Source organism: Cetobacterium sp., assembly GCF_048470075.1.
Taxonomy (GTDB): domain Bacteria; phylum Fusobacteriota; class Fusobacteriia; order Fusobacteriales; family Fusobacteriaceae; genus Cetobacterium_A.
On sequence record NZ_DBGBQB010000074.1, the window covers coordinates 21837 to 41040 of the forward strand.

General features: G+C 32.6%; 14 protein-coding genes. All 14 read right to left on the reverse strand.

Features of this window, described 5'->3' with window-relative positions; translation table 11 throughout:
• Nucleotides 1-15: 15 nt before the first annotated feature.
• Nucleotides 16-2622: an alanine--tRNA ligase gene (alaS, locus tag ACMOUI_RS02640; RefSeq protein WP_418964195.1), complete on the reverse strand. Its 2607-nt coding sequence runs from the start codon at nt 2620-2622 to the stop codon at nt 16-18.
• A gap of 36 nt (nt 2623-2658) precedes the next feature.
• Nucleotides 2659-3384: an LPS export ABC transporter ATP-binding protein gene (lptB, locus tag ACMOUI_RS02645; protein WP_418964196.1), complete on the reverse strand. Its 726-nt coding sequence runs from the start codon at nt 3382-3384 to the stop codon at nt 2659-2661.
• A gap of 9 nt (nt 3385-3393) precedes the next feature.
• On the reverse strand, nt 3394-6150 hold the full coding sequence (lptC, locus tag ACMOUI_RS02650; RefSeq protein ID WP_418964197.1) for an LPS export ABC transporter periplasmic protein LptC: 2757 nt from the start codon (nt 6148-6150) through the stop codon (nt 3394-3396).
• A 9-nt stretch (nt 6151-6159) separates the two neighbouring features.
• Nucleotides 6160-8784, reverse strand: coding sequence for a DNA mismatch repair protein MutS (gene mutS / locus ACMOUI_RS02655; RefSeq protein WP_418964198.1), 2625 nt, complete (start codon nt 8782-8784; stop codon nt 6160-6162).
• A gap of 14 nt (nt 8785-8798) precedes the next feature.
• Complete coding sequence (gene dusB, locus ACMOUI_RS02660) at nt 8799-9737, reverse strand: tRNA dihydrouridine synthase DusB (RefSeq protein WP_418964199.1); 939 nt, start codon at nt 9735-9737, stop codon at nt 8799-8801.
• Between the two features lie 159 nt (nt 9738-9896).
• On the reverse strand, nt 9897-10907 hold the full coding sequence (gene tsaD / locus ACMOUI_RS02665; RefSeq protein ID WP_418964200.1) for a tRNA (adenosine(37)-N6)-threonylcarbamoyltransferase complex transferase subunit TsaD: 1011 nt from the start codon (nt 10905-10907) through the stop codon (nt 9897-9899).
• Between the two features lie 98 nt (nt 10908-11005).
• On the reverse strand, nt 11006-11731 hold the full coding sequence (pflA, locus tag ACMOUI_RS02670) for a pyruvate formate-lyase-activating protein (protein WP_418964201.1): 726 nt from the start codon (nt 11729-11731) through the stop codon (nt 11006-11008).
• Nucleotides 11732-11767: 36 nt separating this feature from the next.
• Nucleotides 11768-14008 (reverse strand): formate C-acetyltransferase, encoded by a 2241-nt coding sequence (gene pflB / locus ACMOUI_RS02675; RefSeq protein WP_418964202.1) that lies wholly within the window; start codon nt 14006-14008, stop codon nt 11768-11770.
• 183 nt (nt 14009-14191) lie between these two features.
• Entirely contained in the window at nt 14192-14917 is a 726-nt protein-coding gene (locus tag ACMOUI_RS02680) for a lysophospholipid acyltransferase family protein (RefSeq protein WP_418964203.1), read from the reverse strand.
• Nucleotides 14911-15471: a regulatory protein RecX gene (locus ACMOUI_RS02685; protein ID WP_418964204.1), complete on the reverse strand. Its 561-nt coding sequence runs from the start codon at nt 15469-15471 to the stop codon at nt 14911-14913. The genes ACMOUI_RS02680 and ACMOUI_RS02685 overlap by 7 nt, the downstream gene beginning before the upstream one ends.
• Nucleotides 15443-16513: a recombinase RecA gene (recA, locus tag ACMOUI_RS02690; RefSeq protein WP_418964205.1), complete on the reverse strand. Its 1071-nt coding sequence runs from the start codon at nt 16511-16513 to the stop codon at nt 15443-15445. Before recA ends, ACMOUI_RS02685 begins: the two co-directional genes overlap by 29 nt.
• 6 nt (nt 16514-16519) lie before the next feature.
• Nucleotides 16520-17518 (reverse strand): glycosyltransferase family 9 protein, encoded by a 999-nt coding sequence (locus ACMOUI_RS02695; protein WP_418964206.1) that lies wholly within the window; start codon nt 17516-17518, stop codon nt 16520-16522.
• Between the two features lies 1 nt (nt 17519).
• Complete coding sequence (locus ACMOUI_RS02700; RefSeq protein WP_418964207.1) at nt 17520-18191, reverse strand: lipopolysaccharide core heptose(II) kinase RfaY; 672 nt, start codon at nt 18189-18191, stop codon at nt 17520-17522.
• A gap of 2 nt (nt 18192-18193) precedes the next feature.
• Nucleotides 18194-19204: a glycosyltransferase family 9 protein gene (locus ACMOUI_RS02705; protein ID WP_418964208.1), complete on the reverse strand. Its 1011-nt coding sequence runs from the start codon at nt 19202-19204 to the stop codon at nt 18194-18196.

Sequence of the window (19204 nt, forward strand, 5' to 3'; positions counted from 1 at the left end):
ACTATCTTCCTCCAATTATAATGAATTTATTAAAATCTCCTTAACAGCAGTTAATGCCTCTTTAACTTTCGCTCCATTCTTTCCTCCAGCTTGAGCAAAGTCAGGTCTTCCTCCACCGTTTCCTTCAGCTATTTTTGCAGCTTCTCTCACTAGGTCACCAGCTTTAACTTTTCCAATTAAATCCTTTGTAACTCCAACTGCAAATATAGCTTTTTCATTGTCAGAACCTAGCACTATAACACAGCTTCCTAACTTATCTTTAGCCTTATCCACAATCTCTCTAAGTGAATCTGCCTCTTTATCTTTAAAATCTTTCACTAAAACTTTTACTCCATTTATCTCTTGAATTTCATCAAATAGTGAGTTTGCTTCAAATGTTGCAACTTTAGCTTTTAATGTTTCAACCTCTTTTGATAGCTCTCTTGTTTCCTCTACAACTCTTTCTGATCTTTCCTCGATTTTATGTAGATCAGTTTTTAAGTTTTTAGCAACTCTTTTCATTGTTTTTTCCATCTCTAATACAGCTAAGTATGCTTTATAGCTTGTTTGAGCCTCTATTCTTCTAACTCCAGCAGCAACTCCAGCCTCTGAAACAATTTTAAATATTCCTATTTTACCTATGTTACTGATATGAGTTCCACCACAAAGCTCCATTGAGTAATCTCCAATAGAAACAACTCTAACTTCATCTCCATATTTATCTCCAAATAAAGCTGTTGCTCCTTTTGCTTTAGCGTCATCCATTGACATAACCTCTGCATTTACAGATGTTGCCATAAATATTCTTTCATTTACAGCTTTCTCAACTCTCTCAAGCTCTTCAGCTGTTAAAGCTTCATAGTGATTGAAGTCAAATCTTAATCTATCTGCTCCACAAGCTGATCCCGCCTGTTGTACATGAGTTCCTAAAACATCTTTTAAAGCTTGGTGTAATAGATGTGTCGCCGTATGATTTTTTGCAACTTCCTCTCTTCTTACAGGATCAACTGTTAAATTTAGAAGTGTACCCTCTACTAACTCCTCTAATCCACTCTCCACTTCAACTATATGAGTGTAAATCTCTTTTTGTTTTTGAACATCTAATACCTTAGCTACTAAATTTTCACCCTCTATAATTCCATGGTCAGCTTCCTGTCCTCCAGATTCTGCATAGAATGGTGTCTGATCAAAAATTAAAGCATATTTTCCATTCTCTAACTCTCTTGCATTTAAAAGTGTTGCAGGAGTCATAAGATCACAGTATCCAGTGAATTCAGTTTTTCCGTGCTTATCATAGAACTCCTCTATAAAGCTGTCCTGCCCTTTTTCCATAATAACTGCTCTAGCTGCTCTAGCTTTTTCTCTTTGCTCTTCCATTTTCTCTAAGAACTCATCTTTTAAAACTTCGATTCCATTCTCTTCACAGATCTCCTCTGTTAACTCATAAGGGAATCCATATGTATCATAAAGTTTAAATGTTACATCCCCAGATAGTTTTGTTTCACCTTTTGATTTCACTATCTCTATCTCATTTGTAACAAGCTGCATACCTTGATCTAAAGTATTTGAGAATTTCTCCTCTTCAATTTTTACAACTTTTTTAATATGCTCTATGTTTTGTCTTAACTCAGGATATGCTTCTTCCATAATCTCTACAACTTTATCTACCATTTGATACATGAATAACTCTTTTCTTCCTAAAAGTCTTCCGTGTCTAACCGCTCTTCTTAAAATTCTTCTTAAGATATATCCTCTTCCCTCATTAGATGGGATAACTCCATCATTTACTAAGAAAGTAACTGCTCTAGAGTGATCAGTTATAACTTTTAATGAGAAGTCTTTTTCAGGATTCTCTCCATATTTCGTATTTGTAAGTCTTCCAGCTTCTTCAACAATTGGGAATAATAAGTCTGTTTCAAAGTTATTTGATTTCCCTTGAACCATTGCTGCAACTCTTTCAAGTCCAGCTCCTGTATCTATATTCTTCTTTGGAAGTGGTTGTAAAGATCCATCCTCCATTCTGTTCCACTCTGTGAAAACAAGGTTCCAAATCTCAATAAATCTATTATCAGTTCCTTCATCACCTAATTTAGAATTCTCATCTCCTCCATAAGCTGGACCTAAATCAACGTGAATCTCTGAACATGGTCCACAAGAACCTGTTGGTCCTGCTGCCCACCAGTTTTCTGATTCTCCCATTCTTACAATTCTCTCTTTTGGAAAGTTACATTTCTCTATCCAAATTTTTTCTGCTTCATCATCTGTAGTAAACACAGAAACCCACAGTTTGTCTTTATCTAACTTTAAAACCTCTGTGATAAACTCCCATGACCACACTATTGCTTCCTCTCTAAAATAATCTCCAAATGAGAAGTTTCCTAGCATCTCAAAGAAAGTGTGGTGTCTAGCTGTTCTTCCAACATTTTCTAAATCGTTTGTTCTTATACACTTTTGATAAGTTGTCACTCTTGGTGTTGGTGCCTCTTTTTGACCTAAGAAATATGGTTTAAAAGGAACCATTCCAGCAACTGTTAATAAAAGAGTTGGATCATCTGGAATAAGTGACGCACTTTCAAAGTGCTTATGGTTTTTCTTTACAAAAAACTCTATAAATTTGCTTCTAATTTCGTTACCTGTTAACATCTCTTTGTTTCCTCCACTATATTTTTAAAATTTATTTTAATCTAATTTAAAGTTTTCTCCTAGGTACACTTTCTTTGCCATAGGATTTGAAGCTATCTCCTCAGGAGTTCCACTTATTAAAACTTTTCCATTTGCCATTATATATGCCTTTTCAGTTATAGACAAAGTTTCTCTAACAGAGTGATCCGTTATTAAAATTCCCAAACCTCTCTGTTTCAGGTATCTGATTATCTGCTGAATATCCTCAACTGCTATTGGGTCAACCCCAGCAAAAGGTTCATCCAGTAGAATGAAATCAGGATCATTTGCTATAGTTCTAGCTATTTCAACCCTTCTTCTCTCTCCACCTGATAGAGAGTATCCCATAGATTTTGCAACATGCGTCAATTTGAACTCCTCTAAAAGTTCTTGCATTTTTTTCATCTGTTCCTCTTTAGGTAACCCTTTCATCTCCAATATAGCTAATATATTGTCTTCAACCGAAAGGTTTCTAAAGATTGATGGTTCCTGTGCCAAGTATCCAATTCCCATATCTGCTCTTTTATACATTGGATACTCTGTTATATCTACCTCATTTATAAAAACTTGACCCTTTTCAGGTTTTACTATTCCAGTTATCATGTAAAATGTTGTAGTTTTCCCAGCTCCATTAGGTCCTAAAAGACCAACAATCTCACCTTTTTTTACCTCTAAGCTAACATTTTTAACTACCTGTCTTTTTTTGTAACTTTTACATAATCCTTGAGCAACTATACTTCTCATAGATTCTCCTTATTTTTTTAAGATTTTATTGTATCCTGAATTTATTTGATTTGCATTTGTTACACTTTTCTTCTCATTGGTTTTATAATCTACAAATACATTTCCTCTAGCTTTTACCTTATTAGTTTTTGTATTGTAATCTGCTTCATCAGCTGTTATTACCGATTCACCATCATCCACAAATACATTATCTCTTAGTTCTATTAAGTTTTCCTTATTTTTTACCTTTGCTTTTGCAGATGTTGCTTTTAAAGTTTTATCTTTACTTTTTCTTACTATAACAACTTTACCTACCAGATCAATAACCTCTGTATTCAAGTTACCCGTCATCATATTAGAAGTCACATTTGTAACTGTTCCATCTTTATCTTTTAAAACTGCTTTAGTATTATCTTTTCCAAATACCAGTTTTTTTTCTGGTTGAATCTCTAAGTAGTCTGAATATAGAGTAGTCCCCTCTTTTGTTATAACCGCATTCTTTCTGATTTCAACTCTCTGAATCTGATTTTTTCCTTGTGCATCTTTTTTAAAGTAGGCTCTTACAAAGTCCCCTTTAAAATCTACAGGTACTCCATCTTGATATATTCTACCTGAAACATTTCCTATAAAATCTAAATTCATATTATTTAATGTTCCATCTACACGATCACCTTTAAACTCCTCATTCTGTGTAGATTTGATTACAATATCTTTTCCAGTCAGATGACTTGTCTTTTTATCTAATGTTCCACTTGTTCCAAATACGTCATAATCCCCATATTTAATAGTGAAAGCCTTAGGTGATTTTGCTATTTCTGTATTTTTATTGTACTCTAAGTGATCACCTTTTAAAGTTGATGTCTCATCTTTTATCTCAGCATTTTTCTCTAAAACAAAATCTCCTTGAGAAGTAAAGTACTTTATTATATCACTTTTTAATGTATTCTTCACATCTTTTCCACTAAATTTTTCACCAGTGAATAATTTTTTATCAGTTTGGTACACTCCATTGTACATTTTTCCAGAACTATTTTTTACCTTATCTTCAAATAGAATCTCTCCTGGAATATAGATCTTTTCATCTTTTATTTGATAGTCCGCTGAATTAGCATTAGCCACTATATCTCCACTTGTTAAAACCAACTTATCCTTAACTTTAACAAACTCATTTTCTTTAAACTCTCCAAAAGAGGATACAACTTTAGTCTCTCCCTTTTTATCAAATGCAACTAGATCTTTTTCAACTGTTCCAATACCAGTTTTTTGATTAAACTCTAAGTTTACTCCCTCTACTACATTATCTGGACTTATATATTTAAACTCTCCAAAAGATTTAAATACCTCAGTAGTTAAATTATATTCACCTTTTAACCCTTCAAAAATATCTTTCTCCTTTTTTCTCTTTAAAACATATTTCTCTGGAAGATATACAAACCCTTTTTTTCCTAAGTAATCAATTTTTTGACTTTCAAAAATATAACTATTATTTTCAAAGTAAGCATTTCCTTGTACCAAATAACTATCTTCCTGTCTATCAAAATCAACTCTATCTCCTGAAGCGTATTGCTTATCAATCTTATCTTTTACATCACCTTTTATAACATATCCCTTTTCAGTTATTTTATTATAGAAGAAGCTCTCTCCCTTACTATCATATTTAGTACTGAAGTAAGTATATCCATCTTTTAAGTATAACTCTCCAGTTTGAGTTAAATAAACTAGATTTTTTGTCAAAATCTTATTTTCGGGACTTGTATATTTAACATCTTTATCACTGATTAGTTCAAGCTCTTTAGTATCAGTTGCATAGATTGCCATATCAGCAGTTAACTCTCCACCCTTTGTATCGTTTCCTTGAACATCCCCTTTAACGACAAACTTCTTAGTAACTTTGTTATAAACTCCATCATCACCTTTAAATGAGTATATTCCATTACTTCCATCAATTTTACCATTAAAATTGATATTATCTCCACCATCAGATGTTATGCTCTCCATGTTAATTTTATATCCATCAGCTAAAACATATACATTTTTACTAATTGTAAAGGCTTCTGTTTTGTCATTTAAAACTAGATTATCTCCATAAAGCTTAATTCCATTATAGTCTAACATGAATGAGTTAGATGTTGTTAAAAGATTGGTATTGGTGTCATATTTTAATCCTTTAAAATTTCCACTTAATATCCCAGAACCGTCTCCAAAGTTAGAACCTGATAGGAATGAATCACCCTCTATATCTATTATTTTATCCTTATCACTATATTTTGCATTTTCAGCTGCTAAAGTTATATTTTTAGTTTTGAATTTTACATCTCCTGATAACACAACATTTTCCATCTTGGTATCACTTTTAAAGTTCTTTCCTGAAACCTCTATACCTTCAGCTTTGTTTATAGCTGTTACTCCTATTGTGGATTCAACCTCTCCATTCTCTTTATTATATTTGGCCTCTTGAGTCTCAAATTCCCAACCATTTAAACTTTTACCTAAAATATTTGATTTTAATAGCAAGTTTTTCCCCGCATCTAAAAATGCGTTATCCCCTGTTAAAATCATTCCATCTATTACGGCTTTAGCTTTTTCAAAGGTAGTTTCATTTGTTTTAAGAAAATCTTTTTGTTTATCGGCTTCAATATGATATCCCTCAGTATCATATATAGCACCTGTTGTTTCAACTATCTCCTCTTTTTTCTCAACTTTTTTTTCATCACCGAAATAATTTAAATATCCCAAAACCAATACTGCAACTATAACTACTTTATAGGCAATCTTTTTTCTATCCATACTACCCTCCTAGTTTAAGATACGTTTCAATTCATTTAGCTTTAAAAAAGCATCCAATGGTGTCATCTTGTCTAATTCAGCCTCTCTTAAAAGACGCAATACAATCTTCTCTTCACTCTCTAGCTCCAGTACAGCCTCCTCTACTTTTTTCATCGGTTCCTCTTTTATTTCACTTTCAAACTCTCCAAATAGTATTAGTTGCTCTTTTTTTACTTTTTTCTCTATTATCATTTTTCTATTTTCTAAAACCTTTACCATCTCTCTGGCTCTATCTAAAATCTCCTTAGGAAGTCCAGCTAATCTCGCAACCTCTATTCCATAAGACTTATCAGCTCCACCTTTTACAATCTCTCTTAAGAAAAGAATCTCTTTTTCATCCTCTTTGACTTCAATTCTAAAGTTTGTGGATTTATTTAATTTAGATTCAAGTTGTGTTAACTCATGGTAATGAGTTGCAAATATTGTTTTAGCTTGTATATTGTCATGGATATACTCTGTTATCGCTGTTGCTATTGATATTCCATCAAATGTTGATGTACCTCTTCCTATCTCATCCAGTATGATAAATGAATTTCTAGTAGAACTGTTAACTATATTTGCTACTTCACTCATCTCTAACATAAAGGTCGATTGTCCAGTCACTAGATCATCACTTGCACCTATCCTTGTAAATATTTTATCCACAATCCCTATTTTAGCATATTCTGCTGGAACATAACACCCTATATGTGCCATAATTAAGATTAGAGCTACCTGTTTCATGTATGTAGATTTTCCCGACATATTTGGACCTGTTAAAATTATCAAATTTTTATCATCATTTAAAACAATACTGTTTTTTACAAAATTTTCTTTCCCGACTAATTGCTCTACAATAGGGTGTCTTCCACCAATTATCTCCATATCTCCATCCGTGGTAATCTCAGGTCTTATATATCCATTCTTAGTTGCCACATGTGCAAAGTTTGTGACCACATCTAAGTAAGCTAATTTGTATGCTAAATCATGAAGTATATTTTTATGTTTTTTTATCTCTTCTGAAACCTCTTTAAAAAGCATATACTCTAAGTTCTCTATTTTATCCTTAGCGTTCAATACCTTTTCCTCATAAATTTTTAAATCTTCAACTATGTATCTCTCAGCATTGGCCAATGTCTGTTTTCTAATATAATCATCTGGAATTAAGTGAATATTAGCTTTAGTTACCTCTATAAAATATCCAAAGACTTTATTATATTTTATTTTTAATCCCTTTATTCCAGTTCTTTCTCTCTCTCTATTTTCAATATTCAATATGGTATCCTTACCATTATTTGAGATATTGTGTAGTTCATCTAACTCACTATTATATCCATCTCTTATCATTCCGCCCTCTCTTACAGAGAATGGAACTTCATCCTTTATAGCTTTTTCTATAAGATTATATATCTCTACAAGTTCATCTAAAGCTATTTCAAAAATAGGATTCCCTTTTAAAATTTTATATATCTCTAAACTATTTAATATAGACCTCTTTAGAGCTACTAAGTCTCTGGCATTTTCATTTCCTAAAATAAGCTTACCTATTATTCTCTCTATATCATAGATCTCTTTTAACCTTTCCCTTGTTTCCTCTCTCAAAAGAACATTGTTATAAAAGAACCCAATATTTTCTTGTCTCTCTGTTATTATCTCTTTAGATGTCGATGGATTTTTTAAAAAGTGTTTTAATAATCTACTTCCCATTGAACTCTTACAGCTATCTAAGACCCACTGAAGTGTTCCTAAAACACCATTTTCCCTGTTTGAAGCTACAATATCCAAGTTTCTCTGTGTTGTCAGATTAAGCTCCATAACATCTTCACTTCCAGTATATACTATTTTATCCACTGGAATCTCATTTCCTTTTTGAAGTTCTAAAACATACTCTAAAATCATAGCTGAAGCTTCTACTGCTGATGTTTTACCATTCAAATCAAAACTATCTAAAGATATAACTTTAAAATAATTTTTTAAAAACTCCTCACTTTTTTTCACTTTTAAATAGGAGTTAATATTTATTTTATTTAATTGAGCAAATTGCTTTAACTCTTTTTCCAAATCTTGGTAGGAGTTCTCATCTATTAATATCTCTCTTGGAGAAACTTTATTTATCTCTCCCAAAATTTTATATATATAGTCCTCTGTTTTTTCCTTTTCACTGGCTACAAACTCTCCAGTTGTTATATCTATATACGATAGCCCAATAGAATCTTTTTTCAAAACTATTCCCATTAAATAGTTATTACTTTTTTCATCTAAATACTCGGTATCGATTATTGTTCCAGGAGTTATAACCCTAACAACCTCTCGTTTTACAAGTCCCTTTGTGGTTTTTGGATCCTCTACTTGCTCACATATAGCAACTTTATATCCTTTAGCTATAAGCTTTCCTATATATCCCGCTGATGAGTGGTATGGGATTCCCGCTAAGGGAACCTCTATACCTTTCTCCCTGTTTCTACTTGTTAATGTTAATCCCAACTCTTTAGAAACAGTTACTGCATCATCAAAAAACATCTCATAAAAATCCCCTAATCTAAAAAATAGGATATTATCTTGATTTTCTTTTTTTATCTCTTTATATTGAGCCATTAATGGCGTATCTGCTGACAAAAAATCACATCTCCTTACTTTAAATTTTCCTTGGCCCTTTCTAATAGTTCAATTAGCTCATCATAACTTTCTATCTGATTTATTGCTCCTTTTAAAGCGGCTCCATTTCTTATTCCCTTTAAATACCAACACAGGTGTTTTCTAAGTTCAAATAAAAACTTTTTATTTGGATTGTCTAATTTTCCTTGTAGTGCATGTCTTATTGCCATATCAAGTCTCATCTCTGGAGTTACCTGTGTCTGAACCTCTCCAGTTTCAAATCTCTCTTTTATCTGTTTTATTAGCCATGGGTTTCCACATATTCCCCTCGCTAGCATTATTCCATCAACACCTGAATGTTTAACTTTCTCATAGGCATCCTCTGCTGTAAATATATCTCCATTACCTATAACCTCTATATTTACGCTCTCTTTTACCTCTTTTATAAGATCCCAATTAGCAGTTCCACTGTACATTTGCTCCCTTGTTCTTCCATGTATTGTGATATGTTTACAACCTGCTTCCTCAGCTATTTTACCAACTTTTTTATGCTGTTTCTCTCCCTTATATCCCACTCTTGTTTTTAAAGATAGATCCACATCCTCTGGTATAGCCTCTCTAATCTCACATAAAATTCTTTTAATATGGTCTGGATCTTCCAACAGTGCTGCACCATACCCATTTTTTATAATTTTATTAACAGGGCATCCTGCATTTACATCAATGTGTTTTACTCCTAGCTTTTCAGTTATATACTTGGCACTGTAAACCATTTTTTCTACATCTTTACCAAAAATCTGAACAGCTTCACCATCTCTTATTCTTAAAATTTGATTTAATGTTTTTTCATTTTCCATCTCTAAAGCATTTATGCTAACCATCTCTGTGAACATAAGATCTGGTTTATATTCATCTAAAATTCCTCTAAATGTATAATCTGTAACCCCAGCCAAAGGGGCAATATATATCTTCATTTTACCTCCAAAATAACAGTTTGTTATCCAAAAATTTTACCATATTTTCAAGAGTTTTTCAATGTAAAATACCCCTACATTTCACTTAAGTTCCCCATATTTCTATACCATATCAATTATACCATGAAATTTAAAATACCCCAAAACTTGGGGTATTTTTTAATCTTTCATTATGTCTAAAGTTGCTTTTCCATTCAATGTTAAATCTGCAAAAATTGGCTCTTTTCCATATTTTAACTTATAGTATGCAGCTTCTGCTATCATAGCTGCATTATCTGTACAGTAAGCCATAGATGGATAGTTTACTTTTATTCCTAATTTTTCTGATCTCTTAGTAAGTTCACTTCTCAGTAATGAATTAGCAGCAACTCCACCTGCTATTATAATCTGTTTTACTTTTTTATCCTGAGCTGCTTTTAAAGTTTTTTTACACAGTATATCAACTACTCTCTCTTGGAATGAAGCTGATAAGTCCTCTGGTTTAAACTCTTCGCCCTTCATTCTAGCCTTATTCACCGCATTTATAACCGACGTTTTAATTCCTGAGAAACTAAAATCATAACCATCAACTTTAGGTTCAGGTATTTTTAAAGCATCTTTATCTCCTTTGTAGTATAGCTTATCCACTATAGGTCCACCTGGGTATCCTATTCCCATAACTCTTGCTACCTTGTCATAACTTTCTCCAACGGCATCATCTAAAGTTGCTCCTAAATTTACAAAGTTATGATTCTCATCTATATGAACTATATTTGTATGTCCTCCAGATACTACTAAAGCTATACATGGTAACTCTATATCATGATCTATAAAATTTCCATAGATATGTGCTTTTATATGATGTACAGGTATCAGTGGTATATCATGCCCATATGCTAAGCCTTTCGCAAAAGATATCCCTACCAATAGAGCTCCAATCAATCCCGGTGCATATGTTACCGCTATATAATCAACATCATCCATTGTAATTTTTGCCTCTTCTAAACTCTCTTCCAATATTGTGGCTATATTTTTTATATGCTGCCTAGAAGCGATTTCAGGAACTACTCCTCCATACTCTTTATGTATATCTATTTGAGAAGAGATATTGTTAGATAAAACCTCTTTCCCATCTTTTAAAACAGCTATAGATGTTTCATCACAAGATGTTTCTATTCCTAATATTATCATTGGTATCTCCTTTTTTTATTTAATTATAACATATTTTTTATTAAAATATATAAAAAACTACCCTAGAACTTTTTTGTTCTAAGGTAGTCAAAACTTTACTATTTAACTGATAAACCTCTACTTTTAAATATATTTTTTGCATTTTCAAATCTCTCAGCTGAAAGCTGTTCAACACCTTTTAAAGGATAATCCAGTCCTATTTTTTGCCATTTATACTCACCAAGAGAGTGATATGGTAAAACCTCTACTTTTTCAAGATTATCAAAATCTTTTAAATAGTCGGCTAGCTTCCCTAATAACTCATCATTATCAGTTATTCCTGGAACAACAACGTGTCTTACCCACATTGGTTTTCCAATCTCCTTTAAATATTTTGCAAATTGTAATGTTGGTTCTAATTCAACACCAGTTAACTCTTTATATTGTACAGGATCTATCGATTTTATATCCAGCAATACAAGATCTGCATACTCCAAAGCTTCCTTAACTTTATCATTAAATAAGTACCCCGAAGTATCAATCGCTGTGTGTATACCATCTTGCTTACAAAGTCTTAATAGCTCCTTTACATATTCAGGTTGAGTTAACGGATCACCACCAGTGACCGTTACTCCTCCTGTTTTTATAAAGTTTTTATATCTACAGATCTCTAAGAAAGTTTGTTCAGGAGTCTCCAAGAATTTTGCATCCTCTTTTTTCCATGTATCACAATTATGACAGTATTTACATCTTAAAGGACATCCTTGAGTAAACACTACATATCTAATACCAGGTCCATCTACAGTTCCAAAACTCTCGTGTGAGTGAATAAATCCCTTTTTCATTTTCTTAGCACATCCTTTATTATTACTTTTTAGTTATTACATATTTCCGTTAATTGTTCTTGAAATAACGTCTAATTGTTGCTCTTTTGTTAATCTTACAAAGTTAACTGCATATCCAGATACTCTGATTGTTAATTGAGGATATTTCTCAGGATTTGCCATTGCATCCTCTAATAATGCTCTATCAAATACGTTAACGTTTAAGTGTTGTCCTCCATCAGTTGTGAAGTATCCATCCATTAATCCTACTAAGTTTGCAACTCTTTCCTCTCTAGTTTTTCCTAAAGCTCCTGGAGTGATAGCAAATGTGTAAGAAATTCCATCTTCTGCATGGTGGAATGGTAACTTAGCTACTGAAGCAAGTGCTGCTACAGCTCCTCTTGTATCTCTTCCGTTCATTGGGTTTGCACCTGGTGAGAATGGAGTTCCAGCTGGTCTTCCACAAGGAGTTGTTCCTGTTTTCTTTCCATAAACTACGTTTGAAGTTATTGTTAAGATTGATTGTGTAGCTTTTGAGTTTCTGTAAGTCTCATGAGTTCTGATGTAGTTCATGAATTTTTCCATAATCTCTATTGCTAATTTATCTGTTTCATCGTTGTTATTTCCGAATGGTACATACTCTCCCTCTCTTACGAAGTCAACAGCGATTCCTCTCTCGTCTCTGATTACTCTTACTTTTGCATCTCTAATAGCTGCTAATGAGTCAGCAACGATAGATAATCCAGCGATTCCTGATGCTTGAGTTCTTAAAACTTCTACATCGTGAAGAGCCATTTCAAACGCCTCATAAGAATATTTGTCATGCATGTAGTGGATAACTTTTAGAGCATTGATGTATACTCCTGCTAACCATTTTAACATTAAGTCATATTTTTGCATTACTTCATCAAAGTCTAAATACTCAGAAGTGATTCCTTCGAATTTAGGTGCAACTTGTGCTCCTGACTTCTCATCTCTTCCTCCGTTGATAGCATATAATAAAGCTTTTGGTAAGTTTACTCTAGCTCCGAAGAATTGCATTTGCTTTCCTATTTTCATTGGAGATACACAACATGCGATTCCGTAGTCGTCTCCTAACTCAGGTCTCATTAAATCATCATTCTCATATTGGATAGCTGATGTATCTATTGAAACTTTAGCACAGAAGTTTTTCCAGTTTGCTGGAGATTTTTGTGACCATAATACTGTTAAGTTTGGCTCTGGAGCTGGTCCTAAGTTATAAAGAGTATTTAAATATCTGAAAGCTGTTTTAGAAACTAAAGTTCTTCCATCTACTCCTTCTCCTCCTAAAGCTTCAGTTACCCAAGTTGGATCTCCTGAGAATAACTCATTGTACTCAGGTGTTCTTAAGAATCTGATTATTCTTAATTTTATGATAAATTGGTCGATTAAGTCTTGAGCTTCAGTCTCAGTGATTAATCCTTTTGCTAAATCTCTTTCAATAAAGATATCTAAGAATGTAGCAGTTCTTCCAACTGACATTGCTGCTCCATCTTGATCTTTTGTAGCTGCTAAGTATGCGAAGTATACCCATTGTACAGCTTCTTTAGCGTTTGTAGCTGGTTTAGTTACGTCAAATCCATAAGAAGCACACATTTTTACGAATGCTTTTAATGCGTTGATTTGCTCAGTAATCTCTTCTCTTTTTCTGATGATCTCTTCAGTTAACTCTGGAGCTTCAGCTTTCTTTAATTCGAATTTTCTCTCTTCGATTAATTTATCTACTCCGTATAGAGCTACTCTTCTGTAGTCTCCGATTATTCTTCCTCTTCCGTAAGCATCTGGTAATCCTGTTACGATTCCTGATTTTCTTACTGCTCTCATATCATCTGTATAAGCAGAGAAAACTCCTTCATTATGTGTTTTTCTATATCTTGTAAAGATCTCTTTAGTTATTGGATCTATTTCATATCCGTATGCATTTAAAGAGTTCTCAACCATTCTTAATCCACCTTTTGGATAGATTCCTCTCTTTAATGGTGCATCTGTTTGAAGTCCTACGATTGACTCGTTTTCTTTTGAAATGTATCCAGGTCCATAAGTATCAATTGCTTGTGGGTATCTAGTTTCTGCATCATAAACACCTTTTGCAATCTCCTCTTTGAACATCTCTGTTAACTTTGACCAAACAGCTTTAGTATTTTCAGTAGCTCCAACTAAGAATGACTCATCCCCAGTATATGGTGTGTAGTTGTTCTGAATGAAATCTCTAACGTTGATTTCTTTCTTCCATAAATTTCCTTTGAAATCTGACCAGTAAGATTGTAAGTTTTCCATCTTTTTCCTCCTGAGTGGATTATAAATTATATATATTCCATTTATATTTTTCGTTTAAGCCCTGTTAAGCTCAACTTAATTTTCAAGGAGATTATAGCACAAATAATAATTAGTGTCAAACTTTTCCCAAGTTTTTAACGATTAATTTTATACTTTTTTAGTGGTTATTTTTTAATTTTTTCTTTATACTTTTTCGCGAGCTATCATTTCTCGAACACTTTCACTAAGGTTTTTGCTATTTTCCTGATTCATTTTTCTCAAATCTATCGGTTTTCCTACAGTTAATTTTACCTTTTGATTAGGCTTAATAAAAATATTTTTTCTATTTTGAACAAAAAAAGTTCCATCTATTGTCAATGGTAATATAATACCATTTGTCTCAGTAGCTAATTTGAAGCTTCCTTTTTTGAAATTACCTATCTCTCCATCCAGTGTTCTCTCTCCTTCAGGAAATATTACAGTTGGATATCCTTTCTTTACTATATCAACCGCTTTTCTTATGCTTTTTATTCCCTCTCTTGGATTTGATCTATCTAAAAAGATACATTTACTTAATTTCATCCACATTGAGTAAAATGGCCAATTCTCCATCTCTTTTTTTGCAACAAAGCCCACAGGGATATCTAAAGCTGTAACTATAACTGGAATATCTAAGTTGCTCTCATGGTTTGATACCACAACTATCCCATCTTCCAATCTCATCTTTCTATACTCAGCTTCATCTAAATAAACCACTTCTAACTCTATTTTGGCAGCTTTCACAATTCTTTCTGAAAGTTTTTTCAACTCTTTTCTCGCTGCAAATGGAGCTTTATCATTGGCCATTTTTTTTATTCTTCTAGCTTTAAACAGAGTTATATAGCTAAAATTCAGTAGTGCCACCATTGTAACTTTAAGCAGTGTTAACATTCTTCCTCCCTTTTCTTTGTTATAATTTTTTTTATATCGCCATAGGAGAACCCCTTTCTCATAAGAGAAGCTATTTTTTTCTGCTCATCTCTATCTCCCAGTTTATCCCATGCCTTAGATAACTCCTCCAGTTCACTCTCTCCCTCATATGAATTTAATACTTCCTCTATTATCTCTGAGGATATCCCTTTTACTTTTAGCTCATACTCCACTTTTTTTCTTCCACATCTTTTACTTTTTACATAGGAAGTAGCGAACTCCCTATCATCTATATAACCCAACTCTTCCAATCTATATACAACTTTTAATACTGAAGATTTTTCCCTATATTTTTGAAGTAGTTTGTTGTATATCTCTTTTTTACTATAGTCTCTTTTGGCTAAATAATAATATGAAGTGGAGAGAGCAGCTAACTCTAACACTTGTAAGTATTCCTCATGAGATAGCTCCTCTCTCCTTTTTAAATCATATTTGTTTATTATTTCATTATTTAGTCCTATACTTAACCCATTTTCAAAGAGAAACTTATTCTTCAATAGCTTCTTCAGCTTCAACCTCTTCTCCCTCTGATGCATGAAGTACTATAGTATTTTTTTCTAAAAGTTGGTTTATTTTCTCTTCAATCGCTGCTAATAATTCTGGCTCAGTCTCTAATCTCGCTTTTACATTCTCTTTACCTTGACCTAATCTTATATCTCCAAAACTAAACCAAGCTCCTGATTTTGCAACTATATCATTGTCTAATGCCATATCTAAAATCTCTCCTACTCTAGAGATTCCTTTTCCATACATAATTTGGAATTTAGCTTCTTTAAATGGAGGCGCAACTTTATTTTTTGTAACCTTTACCACAGTTTCATTTCCAATAACGTCCTCTCCCTGTTTTACACTTCCAACTCTTTTAACTTCCATTCTCACTGAAGCATAGAATTTAAGTGCTTTTCCACCTGTTGTTGTAGTCTGAGGTCCAAAGCTAAATCCACCAATTTTGTCTCTAACTTGATTTATAAAAATCATAGTTGTCTTTGATTTGTTTATAGATCCTGTTAATTTTCTTAAAGCTTTTGACATAAGTCTTGCTTGAAGTCCCATCTGCTGATCTGACATCTCTCCATCTATCTCTGCTTTTGGAACTAAGGCAGCCACAGAGTCAACAACTATAACATCAATAGCACCTGATCTAACCAGCATATCTGCAATCTCTAAAGCTTGCTCTCCGAAATCTGGTTGAGAGATTAATAACTCCTCTACATCCACTCCTAAAGCCTTTGCATATACTGGATCTAAAGCATGTTCAGCATCTATAAATGCCGCTACTCCTCCCATTTTTTGTGCCTGAGCTACTATATGTAAAGCTATTGTTGTTTTTCCTGAACTTTCAGCTCCATACACCTCTATAATTCTTCCTCTAGGAACTCCTCCTAAACCAAGAGCTAAATCTAAATTTATACTTCCTGTTGGAATAACTTCAATATTCATACCTTGATTTTCACCAAGCTTCATTATTGAACCCTCTCCAAAATCTTTTCTTATCTGTTTTAACGCTGTTTCTAACGCTTTTGATTTGTCTGTTGTATCCACTGATTTTTTTGCCATACTCAATTACCTCCCATTTTTTTCTATAATTTCCATGACCATTTTTGCACTTAATTTTTTCATACAATTAAAATGTTTTTGTGGACATGCTTTATCACCATGTAAGCTACAAGGTGAACAAGGTTCATTTAAATAGATCAATACATTTTCTTTATCATACTCAAACATCTCTGGACTAGTAGGCCCAAATATAACAAAGGTTGGGCACTTTACTCCTCTCGCTATATGAAATGGTCCTGAATCATTTGTCACTAAGAATTTTGCTTTTGAGAGTAATGCTCCGCTCTCTTTTAAGGTTAGTTTCCCGGCTAAATTTACAGCTACATCTCCTGCAAGATTTTTAATCTGTTCACACATCTCGTACTCACTATTTGAACCTATTATTATAGGTTTTTTCCCATATTTATTATAAAGGAGTTTTATTAATTCTGCAAACCCTTCTTTTGTCCATTTTTTAGTTTCCTTAGAAGCTCCGGGAGCTATCATAGGCACGTTTTCATATTCTATACAAAGCGTATCTAATTTATCCATATCTTTTTTGTCAAAACTAAAAGTTAAATCCTCACCTATATATTCTAATCCTAAAACTTTAAATGCCCCAAAATAATTTTTTATTATTGTATCGTCAACTTTATACTTTATTGCTTTTGTTTTTACCAAAATACTTTTCAATAGACTTCTTTTCTTATATGTATAGGTTTTGACTCCAATTGCATTACTTATAACTTTTGATCTAACTTTAGCATGTAGATCAAATATATAGTCATAGTTATTTGTTTTTAGTCCTTTACCAAAGGCTATCATCTTCTTTAATCCATCATGTTTTTTCTTATTAAATAGGATTAAGTTGTCTATATATGGACACCCAGATATAGCGTCTTTAAAGTTTTCCATAACCAAAAAGTCTATAATAATATCTGGATACTTTCTTTTCAACTCTTTTAAAACTGGAGTAGTCAATATAACGTCTCCAATTGAACTAAGTCTTATTATTAAAACTCTCAATTTATCTATCCTTTCTTCGAATTGTTTTTTTCACTCTTCCAATCCAATGCAGGTAACTATTTAAACTTTTTGCTAATTTATAACTTAAACTTTTTTTGTCATAGATGTCTATATCCTCATGACAACTTTCCTCTAAGTATATAAACTCATATGCTTCCCCTGCTTTTTTATATATATTTCTCATTAGTTTTGCATCTATTAAATATATCTCATTATTTTTTACTATGAAATTATCCAGTTGAGAATCGCCGTGCAAATATCCTTTTTTATGAATCTCTCTCAGCTGTTTTCCCACCTTATCAAGATCTTTTTTTGTAGCTGATTTTCCATCTAAGTAAGAACTCACTAAAAAAGAGTCAACACTCATACCCATTGTTGTTCTTTCCCAATACATAATTGGAATAGGACCCTTAAATCCTAACTTTTGTATTCTCAAGTAGTTTTCATACTCTCTTTTACTCTCACTCCCTCTTACTAAAGAGGTAATTCTTTGCCAAACTCTCGTATTCTTCTCTTTAGGTATCTTATATACATACCTTTTATTATCTATCTCTATCAGTGTAACCTTACTTCTCTTATCGTTCTTTAACTCTTTAATCACTTTAAACTCTAATCTTTTTATCTTATTTATTAGATTAAAATCTATGTCACTATTACATACTACTCTTTCCATTATTACCTCTTTAGCTCTTGTAGGATCTCTCCATACAGCTGTTCAGGTTTTATCTCTAGCATGCACTTAAAATGTCCTTTTGGACATTTATCTCCACCATGAATTGCACAAGGTCTACATGTTAAACCATTAACTTCAAGGACTTTACTATTTTCACTCCATGGAAAAAATCCAAACTCTTTTACTGTTGGACCAAAAATAGCTATAATTTTGGTGTTTGCAAAAGCTGATGCTATATGAATTGGAGAAGAGTCATTTGTTAAGACTACTTTAACTCTTTTTAAAACCTCAGCCAATTCCAATAGAGTGGTTTTTCCTCTTAAATCTATAATATTTTTATGGTTTACAACATTTAGGAATAACTCATCCTTTCCACCTATAACAATCACTTTTATTCCATCTTTAACCAATAGTTCTATAACTTTATTAAAGTATTCCAGTGGCCATTTTTTGGTGAACCATTTGCTCCCTGGAGCTATAGCTATAACTTTCTCAGAGCTTAAACTATTGTCTTCCCAAATTTTATCAACTGCCTCTTTCTCTTTTTTACTTGGATATAGTTCTATTGGATAGTTTTCTCTAGGGTTTTTAGGTACATCTCCCAAGAATGACAAAAGTTTTTCTACCTCATGTTTAGTCTTATCATACTTGATTTTATCTGTAAATAATAAAGCTCCACTTGCAATATCATAACCTATTCTCTTAGGAGATCTTGTTAACCATGATAAAATAGAACTACGTAGATATCTATGTGGAGTAAGAACCATATTGAAATTTTCATATCTCAATCTTCTACCTAAAGCCAAAAGTCCCTTGATTCCAGAGTGATTTCCTCTTTTATCATACTCTATTATCTCAGTGATATGTGGATTATTCCTTAAAATAGTAGCTCCCACAGGAGTGGTTACATATGTGATTTTAGCTTCAGGATACATCTCTTTTACTCTTTTTAATAGTGGTGTTGATAAAACTATATCCCCTATAAACGCTGTATGTATAATTAATATTTTCAC

Coding starts and splice junctions, on each gene's coding strand:
- alaS (WP_418964195.1), bottom strand. CDS start 2,622: ATGTTAACAGGTAACGAAATTAGAAGCAAATTTATAGAGTTTTTTGTA.
- lptC (WP_418964197.1), bottom strand. CDS start 6,150: ATGGATAGAAAAAAGATTGCCTATAAAGTAGTTATAGTTGCAGTATTG.
- pflB (WP_418964202.1), bottom strand. CDS start 14,008: ATGGAAAACTTACAATCTTACTGGTCAGATTTCAAAGGAAATTTATGG.
- lptB (WP_418964196.1), bottom strand. CDS start 3,384: ATGAGAAGTATAGTTGCTCAAGGATTATGTAAAAGTTACAAAAAAAGA.
- ACMOUI_RS02700 (WP_418964207.1), bottom strand. CDS start 18,191: ATGGAAAGAGTAGTATGTAATAGTGACATAGATTTTAATCTAATAAAT.
- dusB (WP_418964199.1), bottom strand. CDS start 9,737: ATGAAGATATATATTGCCCCTTTGGCTGGGGTTACAGATTATACATTT.
- recA (WP_418964205.1), bottom strand. CDS start 16,513: ATGGCAAAAAAATCAGTGGATACAACAGACAAATCAAAAGCGTTAGAA.
- pflA (WP_418964201.1), bottom strand. CDS start 11,731: ATGAAAAAGGGATTTATTCACTCACACGAGAGTTTTGGAACTGTAGAT.
- ACMOUI_RS02680 (WP_418964203.1), bottom strand. CDS start 14,917: ATGTTAACACTGCTTAAAGTTACAATGGTGGCACTACTGAATTTTAGC.
- tsaD (WP_418964200.1), bottom strand. CDS start 10,907: ATGATAATATTAGGAATAGAAACATCTTGTGATGAAACATCTATAGCT.